The sequence below is a fragment of the Burkholderia sp. NLJ2 genome, assembly GCF_049487195.1.
Lineage (GTDB): Bacteria > Pseudomonadota > Gammaproteobacteria > Burkholderiales > Burkholderiaceae > Burkholderia > Burkholderia pyrrocinia.
The window spans coordinates 3,542,114-3,557,630 of sequence record NZ_CP137808.1; the positions used below are offsets into that span (position 1 = coordinate 3,542,114).

General features: G+C 66.9%; 14 protein-coding genes. 8 read left to right on the forward strand and 6 right to left on the reverse strand.

Going from position 1 to position 15,517, the window contains the following annotated elements; all coding sequences use genetic code 11:
• Positions 1-218: 218 nt before the first annotated feature.
• The 4 genes from metX to R9B84_RS16365 all read left to right on the forward strand — a co-directional run bounded on the left by metX (position 219) and on the right by R9B84_RS16365 (position 4,529).
• The gene (metX, locus tag R9B84_RS16350) at positions 219-1,364 is read left to right on the forward strand and encodes a homoserine O-succinyltransferase MetX (protein ID WP_152860816.1); all 1,146 of its coding nucleotides are present in this window, start codon (positions 219-221) and stop codon (positions 1,362-1,364) included.
• Entirely contained in the window at positions 1,361-1,969 is a 609-nt protein-coding gene (gene metW, locus R9B84_RS16355; RefSeq protein WP_021156285.1) for a methionine biosynthesis protein MetW, read from the forward strand. Before metX ends, metW begins: the two co-directional genes overlap by 4 nt.
• A 96-nt stretch (positions 1,970-2,065) precedes the next feature.
• Entirely contained in the window at positions 2,066-3,487 is a 1,422-nt protein-coding gene (locus tag R9B84_RS16360) for an AmpG family muropeptide MFS transporter (protein WP_423758737.1), read from the forward strand.
• On the forward strand, positions 3,477-4,529 hold the full coding sequence (locus R9B84_RS16365) for a M48 family metallopeptidase (RefSeq protein ID WP_423758738.1): 1,053 nt from the start codon (positions 3,477-3,479) through the stop codon (positions 4,527-4,529). Before R9B84_RS16360 ends, R9B84_RS16365 begins: the two co-directional genes overlap by 11 nt.
• A 20-nt stretch (positions 4,530-4,549) precedes the next feature.
• Here R9B84_RS16365 and R9B84_RS16370 read toward each other — a convergent pair whose 3' ends face one another.
• The gene (locus R9B84_RS16370; protein ID WP_423758739.1) at positions 4,550-5,518 is read right to left on the reverse strand and encodes an AraC family transcriptional regulator; all 969 of its coding nucleotides are present in this window, start codon (positions 5,516-5,518) and stop codon (positions 4,550-4,552) included.
• 229 nt (positions 5,519-5,747) lie between these two features.
• Between R9B84_RS16370 and R9B84_RS16375 the strand changes: the two genes are divergently transcribed.
• Positions 5,748-6,800 carry an NAD(P)-dependent alcohol dehydrogenase gene (locus R9B84_RS16375; protein WP_423758740.1) on the forward strand — a complete coding sequence of 351 codons (1,053 nt, stop codon included), beginning with the start codon at positions 5,748-5,750 and terminating at the stop codon, positions 6,798-6,800.
• A 132-nt stretch (positions 6,801-6,932) separates the two neighbouring features.
• On the opposite strand, the gene R9B84_RS16380 is transcribed toward R9B84_RS16375, so the two are convergent.
• From R9B84_RS16380 to gatC, 5 genes are all read right to left on the reverse strand, one after another.
• Positions 6,933-7,706, reverse strand: a complete 774-nt coding sequence (locus R9B84_RS16380) for an exodeoxyribonuclease III (protein ID WP_321786997.1) — start codon at positions 7,704-7,706, stop codon at positions 6,933-6,935.
• 40 nt (positions 7,707-7,746) lie between these two features.
• Positions 7,747-8,586, reverse strand: coding sequence for a polyphosphate kinase 2 family protein (locus R9B84_RS16385; RefSeq protein WP_423758741.1), 840 nt, complete (start codon positions 8,584-8,586; stop codon positions 7,747-7,749).
• A 118-nt stretch (positions 8,587-8,704) separates the two neighbouring features.
• Positions 8,705-10,180, reverse strand: a complete 1,476-nt coding sequence (gene gatB / locus R9B84_RS16390; protein ID WP_423758742.1) for an Asp-tRNA(Asn)/Glu-tRNA(Gln) amidotransferase subunit GatB — start codon at positions 10,178-10,180, stop codon at positions 8,705-8,707.
• A 2-nt stretch (positions 10,181-10,182) separates the two neighbouring features.
• Complete coding sequence (gene gatA / locus R9B84_RS16395) at positions 10,183-11,673, reverse strand: Asp-tRNA(Asn)/Glu-tRNA(Gln) amidotransferase subunit GatA (protein ID WP_423758743.1); 1,491 nt, start codon at positions 11,671-11,673, stop codon at positions 10,183-10,185.
• Positions 11,674-11,742: 69 nt separating this feature from the next.
• Positions 11,743-12,042, reverse strand: coding sequence for an Asp-tRNA(Asn)/Glu-tRNA(Gln) amidotransferase subunit GatC (gene gatC, locus R9B84_RS16400; protein ID WP_006485929.1), 300 nt, complete (start codon positions 12,040-12,042; stop codon positions 11,743-11,745).
• A gap of 367 nt (positions 12,043-12,409) precedes the next feature.
• On the opposite strand from gatC, the gene R9B84_RS16405 reads away from it, so the two are divergent.
• The 3 genes from R9B84_RS16405 (at position 12,410) to mreD (ending at position 15,433) form a co-directional block, all read left to right on the forward strand.
• Positions 12,410-13,453 (forward strand): rod shape-determining protein, encoded by a 1,044-nt coding sequence (locus R9B84_RS16405; RefSeq protein ID WP_004189550.1) that lies wholly within the window; start codon positions 12,410-12,412, stop codon positions 13,451-13,453.
• A gap of 409 nt (positions 13,454-13,862) precedes the next feature.
• The gene (gene mreC / locus R9B84_RS16410; RefSeq protein WP_423758744.1) at positions 13,863-14,924 is read left to right on the forward strand and encodes a rod shape-determining protein MreC; all 1,062 of its coding nucleotides are present in this window, start codon (positions 13,863-13,865) and stop codon (positions 14,922-14,924) included.
• The gene (gene mreD / locus R9B84_RS16415; protein WP_009687274.1) at positions 14,921-15,433 is read left to right on the forward strand and encodes a rod shape-determining protein MreD; all 513 of its coding nucleotides are present in this window, start codon (positions 14,921-14,923) and stop codon (positions 15,431-15,433) included. The genes mreC and mreD overlap by 4 nt, the downstream gene beginning before the upstream one ends.
• Positions 15,434-15,517 lie beyond the last annotated feature (84 nt).

Here is a 15,517-nt window from a genome sequence, read left to right on the forward strand (position 1 = left end):
GTGCCTTGCGGAATTCCGCTATACTCTTCCGACCTGCCGCCCCTCGGGCGGCAGGTCGGAAGCGCGCCGATTTGCTGACTCGATTGCGGGCGCGCGAACCGGCCGGGGCCTCGTCCCGGCGGTTCACTACAAATGCGGCTAAAGAGGTCGTCAGCCGCGCATCTCCGACTCCGCGCCTCGCCGACACCATTTAGCTGCCCAGTCATAAGGCGGAACGAATGGAATCGATCGGCATCGTCGCTCCACAGACCATGCACTTCGCCGAACCGCTGCGCTTGCAAAGCGGCAGCGCGCTCGGCAACTATCAGCTCGTCGTCGAGACGTACGGCGAACTCAACGCCGCGCGCTCGAACGCGGTGCTCGTCTGCCACGCGCTCAACGCGTCGCATCACGTCGCCGGCGTCTACGCGGACGACCCGCGCAGCACCGGCTGGTGGGACAACATGGTCGGCCCCGGCAAGCCGCTCGACACCAACCGCTTCTTCGTGATCGGCGTGAACAACCTCGGCTCGTGTTTCGGCTCGACCGGCCCGATGAGCATCGATCCGTCGTCCGGCAAGCCGTACGGCGCGCGTTTTCCGGTCGTCACCGTCGAGGACTGGGTGCACGCGCAGGCGCGCGTCGCCGACGCGTTCGGCATCGAGCGCTTCGCCGCCGTGATGGGCGGCAGCCTCGGCGGAATGCAGGCGCTCGCGTGGAGCCTGATGTATCCGGAGCGCGTCGCGCACTGCATCGACATTGCGTCGACGCCGAAGCTGTCCGCGCAGAACATCGCGTTCAACGAGGTCGCGCGCTCGGCGATCCTGTCCGATCCCGACTTCCACGGCGGCGACTACTACGCGCACGGCGTGAAGCCGAAGCGCGGCCTGCGCGTCGCGCGGATGATCGGCCACATCACCTATCTCTCCGACGACGACATGGCCGAGAAATTCGGCCGCGCGCTGCGCCGTGCCGACGGCGCGCTCGACGCGTACAACTTCAGCTTCGACGTCGAGTTCGAGGTCGAGTCGTACCTGCGCTACCAGGGCGACAAGTTCGCCGACTACTTCGACGCGAACACCTACCTGCTGATCACGCGCGCGCTCGACTATTTCGATCCGGCGAAGGCGTTCGACGGCAACCTGACGGCCGCGCTCGCGCGCACGCAGGCGAAATACCTGATCGCGAGCTTCTCGACCGACTGGCGTTTCGCGCCCGCACGTTCGCGCGAGATCGTGAAGGCGCTGCTCGACAACAAGCGCACGGTCAGCTACGCGGAGATCGACGCGCCGCACGGCCACGACGCGTTCCTGCTCGACGACGCGCGCTATCACAACCTGATCCGCGCGTATTACGAACGAATCGCCAACGAGGTGGGTGCATGAACCAGCAAGCGCTGAATTCCCTGTCCGCGCGCGCGGACTTCCGCACGATCGCACGCTGGGTCGAGCCGCGCTCGACCGTGCTCGACCTCGGCTGCGGCGACGGCTCGCTGCTCGCGCTGCTGATGGAGGAGCTGGACGTCACCGGCTACGGGATCGAGCTGAACGACGCGGGCGTGCTCGCGAGCGCGAAGAACGGCATCAACGTGATCCAGCAGAACCTCGAAGACGGCCTGCGCCTGTTCGAGGACCACAGCTTCGACATCGCGATCCTGTCGCAAACCTTGCAGACGATCCACCAGACGGCCGCGATCCTGCGCGAGACGGCGCGCGTCGGCCGCGAGTGCATCGTGTCGTTCCCGAACTTCGGCTACTGGTCGCACCGGCTGTCGGTGCTGCACGGCCGGATGCCCGTGTCGAAATCGCTGCCGTACCAGTGGCACAACACGCCGAACGTGCGGGTGCTGACGATCAAGGATTTCGAGGCGCTCGCGCCCGAAGTCGGCGTCACGATCCTCGACCGCGTCGTGCTGCACGAAGGCCAGCCGATTCGATGGGGAGCGAACTGGCGTGGTAGTCTTGCTGTCTACCGCGTCAAGCGCAGCTGAGCCGGGGAGCCGTTGACGAACGCCGGGCCCGGCCCGCGCTGCTCCCCCCGCTGCGCGCTGCCGCCGCAATCAGTCAACGCTACCCAGTTCCATTCCATGTCGAAAACGCCACACGAGGCGCCCGCACTCACCGCTCACGAGGATCACCCCGGCTGGCGTGCCTATCTGAACACGCACATGCTGATCTGCGTGTTCCTGGGCTTCACGTCGGGCCTGCCGCTGTTCACGCTCGTCTACCTCGTGCAGGCATGGCTGCGCTCCGAGGGCGTGAACCTGAAGGAAATCGGCCTGTTCGCGCTGATCCAGTTCCCGTATACGTGGAAGTTCCTGTGGGCGCCGCTGATGGACCGCTACCTCCCGCGCCTGCCCGGCTGGCGGCCGGGCCGCCGGCGCGGCTGGATGCTGCTCACGCAGGTGCTGGTCGCGGGCGCGATTGCCGCGCTCGGCTTCGTGTCGCCGCGCGATTCGATCTGGACGGTTGCCGCGCTCACGACGCTCGTCGCGTTCTTCGGCGCGAGCTCCGACATCGTGATCGACGCGTATCGCCGCGAGCTGCTGCGCGACACCGAGCAGGGCCTCGGCAACGCGGTGCACGTGAACGCGTACAAGCTCGCCGCGCTGATCCCCGGCTCGCTGGCGCTGATCCTGTCCGACCACATGCCGTGGGACGTCGTGTTCGCGCTCACCGGCGCGTTCATGCTGCCGGGCATCCTGATGACGCTCGTCGTGCGCGAGCCCGAAGTGGTCGGCGCACCACCGCGCAACCTGCGCGACGCGATCGTGCTGCCGTTCCGCGAATTCATCCAGCGCGACGGCTGGACCGGCGCGCTGCTCGTCATCGCGTTCATCTTCCTGTTCAAGATCGGCGACACGATGGCCACCACGCTGTCGACGTCGTTCTTCCTCGACATCGGCTTCACGCGCACCGAGATCGGCATCGTCGCGAAAACCACTGCGCTCGTCGCGAGCGTCGCCGGCGGCATCATCGGCGGCATCTGGCTCGTGAAAATCGGCATCGGCCGCGGGCTGTGGATCTTCGGCGCGCTGCAGATGGTGTCGACACTCGGCTTCGCGTGGCTCGCGCAGCTCGGCCCCGGGTCGCCCGTGCTCGCGGTGCTCTACGACTTCACCGTTTCGACGAGCCATGCGATCGCATCGGCGCTGTCGGTGTTCGGCATTGCCGTCGCACCGCAATTCAGCCCGATGACGGTCGCGCTCGCGCTCGTCTACGGCGTCGAAACCTTCACCACCGGCCTGACGATGGCCGCGTTCGTCGCGTATATCGCCAGCACGACCGACCCGCGCTACACGGCCACGCAGTTCGCGCTGTTCACGAGCCTCGCATCGGTGCCGCGCACGCTCGCATCGGCCGCGAGCGGCTTCATCGTCGCGAAGATCGGCTGGTTCGACTATTTCATCGTGTGCACTGCGCTCGCGATTCCCGGCATGCTGCTGCTGTTCAAGATCGCGCCGTGGAACGGTGCCGCCCGCAACGGCGAGGCCAGCCGTGCGCAGTGACCGCGTGCACCGCCTCGCGCGCGTTGCGGCTTCGTTGAGCGTCGGTGCCGCGGCACTCGCCGCGGGCTTCGCGCATGCAGCCGACACCGGCGCGGCCGCGGCAGGCTCCGCGCCGGCCGCTGCGCAGGCAACGCCAGCCGCACCGGCGACTTCGGCCGCACCCGTCCCGCCGTCCGCCGCCGAAGCCGCGCAGCCGACCGGCGGCGCCGTGTCGGCGAAGGCTTATACGCCGACGCCGCAGCAGGTCCGCTACGGCAACGAGATCGCGTTCCGTACGCTGCTTCCGTCGCCGCTGCTCGAGCAGCTCACCGGGAACGAATACGCGCAGATCGTGCAGGCAGCCGCCGACAGCAACCTCCTGCTGCCCGCGAACCAGCCGCGCGTGAAGCGCCTGCGCGCGATCGTCGCGAAGCTCGCGCCGTATTCGGTGAAGTGGAACGATCGGGTGAAGAACTGGGCGTGGGACGTCAACGCGATCCGCTCGCGCGACATCCGCCTGACCTGCCTGCCGGGCGGCAAGGTGCTCGTGTACGGCGGCCTGCTCGACCGCCTCCGCCTGAACGACGACGAGCTCGGCGTGCTGCTCGCGCACGGCATCGCGCACGCGCTGCGCGAACACGCGCGCAGCAACTTCAGCGCGACCTCGCAGACGTCGCTGCGCGCGGCCACGCTGCCACCGCTGTTCGGCGTCGGCGATCCGCTGCCGCAGGCACTTAACCTCGGCGAGCGCCTGCAGGCGCTCCATTACGACCCGACCGACGAGACCGAAGCGGACGTGATCGGCGGCGACATCGCCGCACGCGCGGGCTTCGATCCGCGCGCGGCGATCACGCTGTGGGACAAGCTCGCGGTCGCGACGCGCGCGAACAAGGCGACGGGCTTCATCTACACGCATCCGTACAGCACTGCCCGGCGCCAGGATCTGCTGAACCGCCTGCCGGACCTGATGCCGCTGTACGCGAAGGCTACGGCCAGGCGCGTCGACACGCTGCCCGACTACGCGGGCATCAGCGCGCAGCGACGCAAGGTCGTGCGGCGCTGAGCGGCGCGCGAAGCCGATCGTTATGCGCCGACGTCCGCCGCGGCCGGCTTGGCCGACGTCGCGCCCGCCGGGCGGCTGCCGGTTTCGCGCATCCAGCGCACCTCGTCACCGGGGCTGCGGCCGAACAGCCGCTTGAACTCGCGGCTGAACTGCGACGCGCTCGCATAACCGACGCGCGCGGCGGCCGTGCCGGCGCCGACTCCGTCCTGCACCATCATCAGCCGCGCCTGATGCAGCCGCGCGGCCTTCACGTACTGCATCGGCGACGTCGCCGTCACATGCTTGAACTGCGCGTGGAACACCGCGAGGCTCATCCCGGCCTCGCGCGCGAGCGTCTCGACGTCGAGATCGGCCTTCAGCTCCGCATGGATGCGCCGCAGCGCCTTCGCGATGCGGCCGAAATGATGCTGCTGCACGAGCGCCGCGCGGATCGCGTCGCCCTGAGCGCCCGTCAGCACGCGATACGCGATCTCGCGCATGATCGCCGGCCCCAGCACGCGCGTGTCGTGCGGCGACGCGAGCGCTTCGAGCAGCCGCACCACCGCGTCGGCCAGCGGCGCATCGAGCGGCGTCGAATAGACGCCGAGCGGCTCGCTGACAGCCGTGCCGAGCGTCTCGTCGAGCAGGATCGCGAGTTCGGCGATCACCGCGAGATCGACGCGGATCGAGATCGCGAGAAACGGCTCGTCCATACTCGCGAAGGTCTCGCATTCGAACGGCAGCGGCACCGACAGCACGAGATACTGCTGCGCGTCGTAGACGAACGAGCGGTCGCCGAGATAACCGAGCTTGCGCCCCTGGCACACGACGATGATGCTCGGTTCGTACAGCACGGGCATGCGCGGCGCGGGACGACTCACGCGAAAGAAGCGCACGCCGTCGAGCGCCGCCAGCGTGTCGCCCTCGTTCGGCGCGAGGCGCGTGTGCAGCTCGATCATGCGGCGCTGCACGCGCTCGCCCGCGTCGGCAAAAAGGGGCTGGAAGCTCATCGGCGTGGTCCTGTCCGGCAAGAGAATCTGGCTCGCAATGTAGCACCTTGAATGCGTTTTGACGGCCGTTCGCGTGCAATTCGAGAGGAATAGGCAAATCTTCCAGACCTTCGTGTATTTCGCCGCGGCGCCGCGCTCCTTACGATGACGTCCTGCCTCGCCGCATCGCCACATGGTGCGACGGCAGTCTGTTTCGCCGGATGTTTTTCCCGGACAAGGAGCCCCCTGCATGAGCACCACCTACGCTTACGCGGCGACCGATTCGCAGTCGCCGCTCGCCCCGTTCGAATTCCAGCGTCGCGCACTGCGCGATCTCGACGTCCAGATCGACGTCCTCTACTGCGGCGTCTGCCACTCGGACCTGCACCAGGCCCGCAACGAATGGCGCAACACGATCTACCCGGTCGTGCCGGGCCATGAAATCGTCGGCCGCGTGACCGCGACCGGCCCGCAGGTATCGCGCTTCAAGGTCGGCGAACTGGTCGGCGTCGGCTGCCTCGTCGATTCGTGCCGCACCTGCGCGAGCTGCGCCGACGGCCTCGAGCAGTATTGCGAGAACGGCTTCGTCGGCACCTACAACGGCCAGGACCGTGTAACGGGCGACGTCACGTACGGCGGCTATTCGACGCAGCTCGTCGTCGACGAGGCGTTCGTGCTGCGCGTGCCCGAAACGCTCGATCCTGCCGGCGCCGCGCCGCTGCTGTGCGCGGGGATCACGACCTACTCGCCGCTGCGGCAGTGGAACGTCGGTCCCGGCAAGAAGGTCGGCATCGTCGGTCTCGGCGGCCTCGGCCACATGGGCGTGAAGCTGGCGCGCGCGATGGGCGCGCACGTCGTGCTGTTCACGACGTCGCCGTCGAAGATCGACGACGGCAAGCGCGTCGGCGCGCACGAAGTCGTGATCTCGAAGGACGAAGCGCAGATGAACGCGCACCTGAACAGCTTCGACTTCATCCTGAACACGGTCGCCGCACAGCACGACCTGAACCCGTTCCTGAACCTGCTGAAGCGCGACGGCACGATGACGCTCGTCGGCGCGCCGGAGCACGACCATCCGTCGCCGCAGGTGTTCAACCTGATCTTCAAGCGCCGCCGCCTCGCGGGCTCGCTGATCGGCGGGATCGCGGAAACGCAGGAAATGCTCGACTTCTGCGCGGAGCACGGGATCACGTCGGACATCGAAACGATTCCGATGCAGCAGATCAACGCGGCCTACGAGCGGATGCTGAAGAGCGACGTGAAGTACCGGTTCGTGGTCGACATGGCGTCGATCAAGCACTGAGCGTCGCCGGGCGGCATGCACGATCGCCGCGCCGAAGCAAAAACGAAACGGGCCGCATGTTCGACATGCGGCCCGTTTTGCATCCTGCAACCGGAGGGTTCGACCGCTACGCGCACTGCGTAGCGCCGGCGCTCACTTCTTGTAGTCGTAGTCGATCGTCAGCGGTGCGTGATCGCTGAACTTGATGTCCTTGAAGATCGACGTGCTTTTCGCGGTGCCGGCCACGCCGGGCGTCGCGATCTGGTAGTCGATCCGCCACCCGACGTTCTTCGCATACGCCTGGCCGCGGTTGCTCCACCACGTGTACTGCTCGGCGCGCGGGTCGAGCGTGCGGAACACGTCGACATAACCGACATCGTCGAACAGCTTCGTGAGCCACTCGCGTTCTTCCGGCAGGCAGCCCGAGTTCTTCTGGTTGCTCTTCCAGTTCTTGATGTCGATTTCCTTGTGGACGATGTTCACGTCGCCGCACAGGATCACTTCGCGCTTCTTCTTGAGCTGGGCGAGGTGCGGCATGAACTCGTCCATGAAGCGGTACTTCGCCTGCTGGCGCTCGTCGCCGCTCGAGCCGGACGGCACGTACACCGACACGACCGACAGCTTGCCGTAGCGCGCCTCGACGTAGCGCCCCTCGGAATCGAATTCGCTGCTGCCGAAGCCGATGATCACGTCATCGGGCTCGTGGCGGCTGTATACGCCCGCGCCGCTGTAGCCCTTCTTCTCGGCGTGGTGGAAATAGCTCCTGAAGCCGTGCGGCTCGACGAATTCGGCCGGCAGGTCGTCGGCCGATACCTTGATTTCCTGCACGCACACGCAATCGGCGTTCTGTTCGCCGAGCCAGTCGAAGAAGCCCTTCTTCGCGGCGGAGCGGATGCCGTTCAGGTTGGCGGTAATCACTCGCATCATGTCGGGTTCCGTTCAGTTCGATGTTTTACAGGGTGGCAGCTTAACGGATCTTCACGCCTTCGAGCTCGGGCTTCGGCGGCGGGAATTCCAGCTTCATGTCGGTCATCGTGCGCAGCAGCAGCTCGGCGATCATCACGTTGCGGTGCGTCTTCGAGTCCGCCGGGATCACGTACCACGGCGCATGTTCGGCCGACGTCGCGGCGAGCGCGTCGCGGTACGCGGACTGGTACGCGTCCCAGTGCTTGCGCGCGTCGAGATCGGAGATGTCGAATTTCCAGTGCTTGGTCGGATCGTCGATGCGCGCCTGCAGCCGCTCGCGCTGCTCGTCCTTCGAGATGTGCAGGAAGCACTTGATGATGGTCGTGCCGTTCTCGACCAGCATCGTCTCGAAATCGCGGATCTGCCGGTAGCGGCGCTCGCATTCCTTGCTGTCGATCGCGTCGAGCACGCGCGGCACGAGCACGTCTTCATAGTGGCTGCGGTTGAAGATCGCGAGCTCGCCCGCGGCCGGCACCTGCGCATGCACGCGCCACAGGAAGTCGTGCGCGGCCTCGATCGGCGTCGGCGCCTTGAACGGCACGACGCGCAGGCCGAGCGGATCGACCTCGCGGAACACCGCGCGCACGGTGCCGTCCTTGCCGCTGGTATCCATCCCCTGCAGCACGAGCAGCACGCGCTTCTTCTGCTGCGTGTGCAGGCGCTCCTGCTGCACGTCGAGCTCGGTCGACACGGCCGACAGCCGTTCGCGGTCGGCCTCCTTCGACCCGGACGAAAACGGCTTCGCGGCCGGGTCGAACGCATCGAGCTTGAATGCGGCGGCTTCCTTCTCGCGCGTGCTGGTCGGCACACGGAAATCGTCGAGCGACGGTTGTTTCGCCATTCGTTCCTCCGTTGGACGGTGTGGTGCATACGATAACGCACCCACCAAACGCGATGGGCCGCCCCGAACAGGTTCGGGGCGGCCCATCGTCAAGCGCGGTTCAGGCGCGCGATCATGTTCAGCCGAGCTTTTTCTTCAGCAGTTCGTTGACCTGCTGCGGATTGGCCTTGCCCTTCGTCGCCTTCATCGCCTGGCCGATCAGCGCGTTGAACGCCTTTTCCTTGCCCGCGTGGAATTCCTCGACCGACTTCGCGTTCGCCGCGAGCACCTCGTCGATGATCGCTTCCAGCGCGCCGGTGTCGGAGATCTGCTTCAGCCCCTTCGCGTCGATGATGCGGTCGGCCGCGCCTTCGTCGTCCGCCTTCTCGTCCCAGATCGTCGAGAAGATTTCCTTCGCGATCTTGTTCGAGATCGTGCCGTCGGCGATGCGCTGCAGCACGAGTGCAAGCTGGGCCGCCGAAACCGGAATCGCGTCGATCTCGATGCCGTCGCGGTTCAGCTGCGACGACACGTCGCCCATCAGCCAGTTCGCGGCGATCTTCGCGTTCGCCGCGCCGGCCTTCGCGACCACGGCCTCGAAATACGCGGCCATCGCCTTGCTCGACGTCAGCACGCCCGCGTCGTACGCGGACACGCCGTACTGCTCGACGAAGCGCTGCTGCATCGCGGCCGGCAGCTCGGGCATCCCGGACTGCACGCGCTCGATCCAGTCCTGGCCGATCACGAGCGGCATCAGGTCGGGGTCGGGGAAGTAGCGGTAATCGTGCGCGTCTTCCTTGCTGCGCATCGAACGCGTCTCGCGCTTGTCCGGATCGTAGAGGCGCGTTTCCTGCACGACTTCGCCGCCATCCTCGATCAGCTCGATCTGGCGACGCACTTCGTAGTTGATTGCTTCCTCGAGGAACCGGAACGAGTTCAGGTTCTTGATTTCCGCGCGCGTGCCGAACTTCTCCTGGCCGACCGGTCGCACCGACACGTTCGCGTCGCAGCGGAACGAGCCTTCCTGCATGTTGCCGTCGCAGATGCCGAGCCACACGACCAGCGCGTGCAGCGCCTTCGCATACGCCACGGCCTCGGCCGCGCTGCGCATTTCCGGCTCCGTGACGATCTCGAGCAGCGGCGTGCCCGCGCGGTTCAGGTCGATCCCCGTCATCGCGGCGAAGTCTTCATGCAGCGACTTGCCCGCATCTTCCTCGAGGTGCGCGCGGGTCAGGTTGACCGTCTTCTCGTACGCTTCCTTGCCGGCCTTTTCGTTGGCGGGCACCTGGATCGTGATCTGGCCGCCCTGCACGACCGGAATCTCGTACTGGCTGATCTGATAGCCCTTCGGCAGATCGGGGTAGAAATAATTCTTGCGCGCGAAGATGCTGCGCGGCGCGATGGTCGAGCCGATCGCGAGGCCGAAGCGGATCGCGCGTTCGACCGCGCCGCGGTTCAGCACCGGCAGCACGCCCGGCAGCGCCAGGTCGACCGGGCACGCCTGCGTGTTCGGCTCGGCGCCGAACTGCGTCGATGCGCCCGAGAAAATCTTCGAAACGGTCGACAGTTGCGCGTGCGTCTCGAGACCGATAACGACTTCCCATTGAGTAGCCATGCTTACACCCCTGCCGGAACTTGCTTGTGCCAGTCGGTCGCGCGCTGGAACGCGTCGGCGACCTGCAGCATCCGGGCTTCGTTGAAATAGTTGCCGATGATCTGCAGGCCGACCGGGCGCTTCGCGTTCGCGCCCGCGCCGAAGCCGCACGGCACGCTCATGCCGGGCAGGCCGGCGAGGCTCACCGACAGCGTGTAGACATCCGCGAGATACATCTGCACCGGATCGTCGCCCTTCGCGCCGAGATCCCATGCGACCGTCGGCGATGCCGGGCCCATGATCACGTCGCAGGACTTGAACGCTTCCTGGAAATCCTGCGCGATGATGCGGCGGATCTTCTGCGCCTGCAGGTAGTACGCGTCATAGTAGCCGTGCGACAGCACGTACGCGCCGACGAGAATCCGGCGCTTCACCTCGGGGCCGAAGCCTTCGGCGCGCGACTTCTTGTACATGTCGAGCAGGTCGCCGTACTGCGCGGCGCGATGGCCGAAGCGCACGCCGTCGAAACGCGACAGGTTCGACGACGCCTCGGCCGGCGCGATCACGTAGTACACGGGGATCGACAGTTCCGTCTTCGGCAGCGACACGGGCACGAGCGTCGCGCCGAGCGCCTCATACTGCTTCAGTGCCGCGTCGATCGCCGCGCGCACGTCGTCGGCGAGGCCGTCGCCGAAATACTCGTTCGGCAGGCCGATGCGCAGGCCCGCGAGCGGCTTGCCCGCGTCGTTGCCGGCCGCCCACGGCTGGCCGAGGTGGCGCGTGAAATCCTCGTCGTCGTGCTCGAGGCTCGTCGAGTCGCGCTCGTCGAAGCCGGCCATCGCATTGAGCAGCAGCGCGCAGTCCGACGCGCTCTGCGCCATCGGGCCGCCCTGGTCGAGCGACGATGCGAACGCGATCATCCCGTAGCGCGACACGCGGCCGTAGGTCGGCTTGATGCCCGTCACGCCCGCGAACGACGCGGGCTGGCGAATCGAACCGCCGGTGTCGGTGCCGGTCGCGGCCGGCGCGAGGCGCGCGGCGACGGCGGCCGAACTGCCGCCCGAGCTGCCGCCCGGCACCGCGTTCGTGTCCCACGGGTTCTTCACCGCGCCGAACGCCGAGTTCTCGTTCGACGAGCCCATCGCGAACTCGTCCATGTTGGTCTTGCCGAGCGTGACCATGCCGGCCGCCTGCAGGCGGGCGACGACGGTCGCGTCGAACGGGCTTTCATAATTCGCGAGCATCTTCGAGCCGGCGGTCGAGCGCCAGCCGCGCGTGACGAAGACATCCTTGTGCGCGATCGGCAGGCCGGTGAGCGCGCCGCCCGCGCCGCGCGCGAGCTCCGCGTCGGCGGCTTTCGCCTGCGCGAGGGTCAGATCGGCGTCGACGTGGACGAACGCGTTCAGGTCGCGCGCGGCGTCGATCCGTTTCAGGTAGTGCTGCGCGAGCTCGACGGCCGAGCATTCCTTGGCAGCGAGCGCGGCGCGCAGTTCGGTCAGGCTTTTTGCGTGCATTGAGTGGTTTTCCTGGGAATTCTGGGTGGCGCGCGGCGCTGGCCGGCCGGCGCGCTTGTCATCGAATGCTTACTCGATCACCTTCGGCACGAGATAGAGGCCGTCCTGGACGGCCGGCGCCGGACGCTGGTTGTCGTCGCGATCGACGACTTCCGTCACGGCGTCGTCGCGCAGGCGCTGCGCGACTTCCTGGATCTGTTCGATCGGGTGGGCGAGCGGCGCGATGCCGGCGGTGTCGACCGCCTGCATCTGCTCGACGAGGCCGAAGAATTCATTGAGCTGGCCGAGCATGTGCTCGGCGTCGGCGTCGGCCATTTCGAGTCGCGCCAGGTGCGCGATGCGTTTCACATCGGTCAGGGTCAGGGCCATGCGATCACCGGAAAAACAAGGCTGCGCAGCGCATCAAAAGCAGCACTGCGGCGGGGGGTTGGAGGGTGCGATCCCACCCTCAAAAATCGGGACCGAAGCGGCAAAAATACCGCCCGTTTCGATTCAAATACCGTGAAATTATAAGGTATCATTACGCGTTCGACCCAAACCCGGCAGCCTTTTCCCGCACCGTTTCGCCCCGCTTCGGCGAGCCGTGCGTGCTTCGTGCGATCCCCGGTAGACATCACTCGCAGCTTCGTGCGCCGCGGCGGCCGCTTCCGCCACGCTTCCCGAGGCTGTTATTTTTTCCGCTGCCGCCCTCAGCGCTCGCTATACAGGGCCGGCCCAGAGCGAAACAGGATTCTGAATGTTCGGTTTTTTGCGCAGCTACTTCTCCAACGATCTCGCGATCGACCTCGGCACCGCAAACACCCTGATCTACATGCGCGGCAAGGGCATCGTGCTCGATGAGCCGTCCGTCGTGTCGATTCGCCAGGAAGGCGGCCCCAACGGTAAAAAGACGATCCAGGCGGTCGGCAAGGAAGCCAAGCAGATGCTCGGCAAGGTGCCGGGCAACATCGAGGCGATCCGCCCGATGAAGGACGGCGTGATCGCCGACTTCACCGTCACCGAGCAGATGATCAAGCAGTTCATCAAGACGGCGCACGAGTCGCGCATGTTCTCGCCGTCGCCGCGCATCATCATCTGCGTGCCGTGCGGCTCGACCCAGGTCGAGCGCCGCGCGATCAAGGAAGCCGCGCACGGCGCCGGCGCATCGCAGGTCTACCTGATCGAGGAGCCGATGGCGGCCGCGATCGGCGCGGGCCTGCCGGTGTCGGAAGCCACCGGCTCGATGGTCGTCGACATCGGCGGCGGCACGACGGAAGTCGGCGTGATCTCGCTCGGCGGCATCGTGTACAAGGGCTCGGTCCGCGTCGGCGGCGACAAGTTCGACGAGGCGATCGTCAACTACATCCGCCGCAACTACGGGATGCTGATCGGCGAACAGACCGCCGAGGCGATCAAGAAGGAAATCGGCTCCGCGTTCCCGGGCTCCGAAGTCAAGGAAATGGAAGTGAAGGGCCGCAACCTGTCGGAAGGCATTCCGCGCAGCTTCACGATCTCCAGCAACGAAATCCTCGAAGCGCTGACCGATCCGCTGAACCAGATCGTGTCGTCGGTGAAGATCGCGCTCGAACAGACGCCGCCGGAACTCGGCGCCGACATCGCCGAACGCGGGATGATGCTGACGGGCGGCGGCGCGCTGCTGCGCGACCTCGACCGCCTGCTCGCGGAAGAAACCGGCCTGCCGGTGCTCGTCGCGGAAGATCCGCTCACCTGCGTCGTGCGCGGTTCGGGCATGGCGCTCGAGCGCATGGACAAGCTGGGCAGCATCTTCTCGTACGAGTGATCGGCTAGGGGGCTGTTTTCCCATGAAACGTACGTGCGAATGCCCGAAATCGGTCGCAGGGCAAGAAGTGAGGAGCGCCGTTTGGCCGCGCCAAACAAGCGACGAACGACGCCGCCATGCGGCCGATTTCGGGCATTCCCGTGGAATGAATTTTAAATTTGGGGTTGCCCCGAAACGGGCCGCTCGCTACGTCATGCTCCTTGCGAATACGTTCAGTATTCGCGGCGTCGCGATCCTTGCGAGCGGCCCGTTTCGGGGCAACGCACGCACGTTTCATGGGAAAACAGCCCCCCAGTTTCCTTGACATGACGCACCTGCGGCGTGGCCGGATCGCTCGTTTAGAACGAACCGCCGCGCCGTTTGCGCGTCTGAGCATCATTTAACCGATCACACGCGCCCGGCGCCGACCATGGAATACAGTCCGCCGCCCCTCTTCAAGCAAGGTCCGCCCGCGCTCGCGCGGCTCATCTTCTTCGTTGCCCTCGCCATCGCGCTCCTCGTGTCGGACGCGCGCTTCAGCACGCTCGAAATCCTGCGCGGCGTGCTCGGCACCGTGCTCTATCCGCTGCAGCGCGCCGCGCTCGTGCCGCGCGACCTGTTCATGGGCGCGGCCGACATCGCCGTCACCGGCTCGTCGCTGCGTCACGAGAACGACGACCTCCGCAAGCGCAACCTGCAACTGTCGACGCAGGCCAACCAGGCCGCCGTGCTCGCGCAGGAAAACATGCACCTGCGCGCGGTGCTCGAGCTGCGCCAGCACATCGCGACGCAATCGACGCCGGTCGAGATCCAGTACGACACGAGCGATCCGTTCACGCAGAAGATCGTGGTCGGGCAAGGTTCGCAGCAGGGCATCCAGAAGGGCGCGCCCGTCGTCAGCGAGGACGGCGTGGTCGGCCAGGTCACGCGCGTGTTCCCGCTGCAATCCGAAGTCACGCTGGTCACCGACCGCGATCTCGCGATTCCGGTGCAGGTGCTGCGCACCGGCTTGCGCAGCGTGATCTACGGCACGCCGAAGGGCGATTCGCTCGACCTGCGCTTCGTGCCGACGAGCGCGGATCTCGTCGTTGGCGACGAACTCGTCACGAGCGGCCTCGACGGCGTCTATCCGCCCGGCCTGCCGGTCGCGAAGGTCGCGCACGTCGACAAGCTCGCCGATACCGCATTCGCGCGCGTGACCTGCGCGCCGGTCGCGGCCGTGCGCGGCGCGCGCCAGATGCTCGTGCTGCATTACCAGAACGACATCCCGCCGCGCCCGGCCGAGCTCGAACCGGCCGCCGACAAGAACGCGAAGGGTGGCAAGAAGGGCGCGAAAGCCGCCGCGAAGGGCGCGAAAGCCGACCAGCCCGACGCGAACGCGAAGCCGGCCGCCGCGGCCCAGCCCGGCGCGAAGCCCGCGCCGGCTGCGCCCGCCGCGCCCGCGGCCGCCCCCGCGAAGCCTGCAGCCGGGCAACCAGGAGCCCAGCGATGAACCGCCCGCAATACATCCTGCAGCCGGTCAATCCGTACTTCATCGTCTTCAGCCTCGCCGCCGCGTTCCTGCTGAACCTGATGCCGTGGGGCCGCCTGCCCGGCGTGCCCGATTTCGTCGCACTCGTGCTGCTGTTCTGGAACATCCACCAGCCGCGCAAGGTCGGGATGGGCGTCGCGTTCGCGCTCGGCATCCTGATGGACGTGCATGACGCGGGGCTGCTCGGCGAGCACGCGCTCGCCTATACGCTGCTGTCGTACGGCGCGATCACGATTCACCGCCGCGTGCTGTGGATGCCGATCGGCGTGCAGGTGCTGTATGTCACGCCGCTGCTCGTCGTCGCGCAGCTCGTGCCGTTCGTGATCCGTCTCGTGATGGGCGCCGCGTTCCCGGGCTGGCGCTACCTGGTCGACGGCTTCGTCGAGGCCGCGCTGTGGCCGATCGCGAGCCACCTGCTGCTGATGCCGCAACGCCGCCCGGTCGATCCGGACGATACGCGCCCCATCTGAGCCGGACCGACCTTTGAATACTCGCCGCCCCCAAACCCGCCGCGCGCCGCGCTCCGGGGCGGCACCTCGCCCGCCCGCGTGCGG

Coding starts and splice junctions, on each gene's coding strand:
- metX (WP_152860816.1), top strand. CDS start 219: ATGGAATCGATCGGCATCGTCGCTCCACAGACCATGCACTTCGCCGAA.
- metW (WP_021156285.1), top strand. CDS start 1,361: ATGAACCAGCAAGCGCTGAATTCCCTGTCCGCGCGCGCGGACTTCCGC.
- R9B84_RS16360 (WP_423758737.1), top strand. CDS start 2,066: ATGTCGAAAACGCCACACGAGGCGCCCGCACTCACCGCTCACGAGGAT.
- R9B84_RS16370 (WP_423758739.1), bottom strand. CDS start 5,518: ATGAGCTTCCAGCCCCTTTTTGCCGACGCGGGCGAGCGCGTGCAGCGC.
- R9B84_RS16375 (WP_423758740.1), top strand. CDS start 5,748: ATGAGCACCACCTACGCTTACGCGGCGACCGATTCGCAGTCGCCGCTC.
- R9B84_RS16380 (WP_321786997.1), bottom strand. CDS start 7,706: ATGATGCGAGTGATTACCGCCAACCTGAACGGCATCCGCTCCGCCGCG.
- R9B84_RS16385 (WP_423758741.1), bottom strand. CDS start 8,586: ATGGCGAAACAACCGTCGCTCGACGATTTCCGTGTGCCGACCAGCACG.
- gatB (WP_423758742.1), bottom strand. CDS start 10,180: ATGGCTACTCAATGGGAAGTCGTTATCGGTCTCGAGACGCACGCGCAA.
- gatA (WP_423758743.1), bottom strand. CDS start 11,673: ATGCACGCAAAAAGCCTGACCGAACTGCGCGCCGCGCTCGCTGCCAAG.
- gatC (WP_006485929.1), bottom strand. CDS start 12,042: ATGGCCCTGACCCTGACCGATGTGAAACGCATCGCGCACCTGGCGCGA.
- R9B84_RS16405 (WP_004189550.1), top strand. CDS start 12,410: ATGTTCGGTTTTTTGCGCAGCTACTTCTCCAACGATCTCGCGATCGAC.
- mreC (WP_423758744.1), top strand. CDS start 13,863: ATGGAATACAGTCCGCCGCCCCTCTTCAAGCAAGGTCCGCCCGCGCTC.
- mreD (WP_009687274.1), top strand. CDS start 14,921: ATGAACCGCCCGCAATACATCCTGCAGCCGGTCAATCCGTACTTCATC.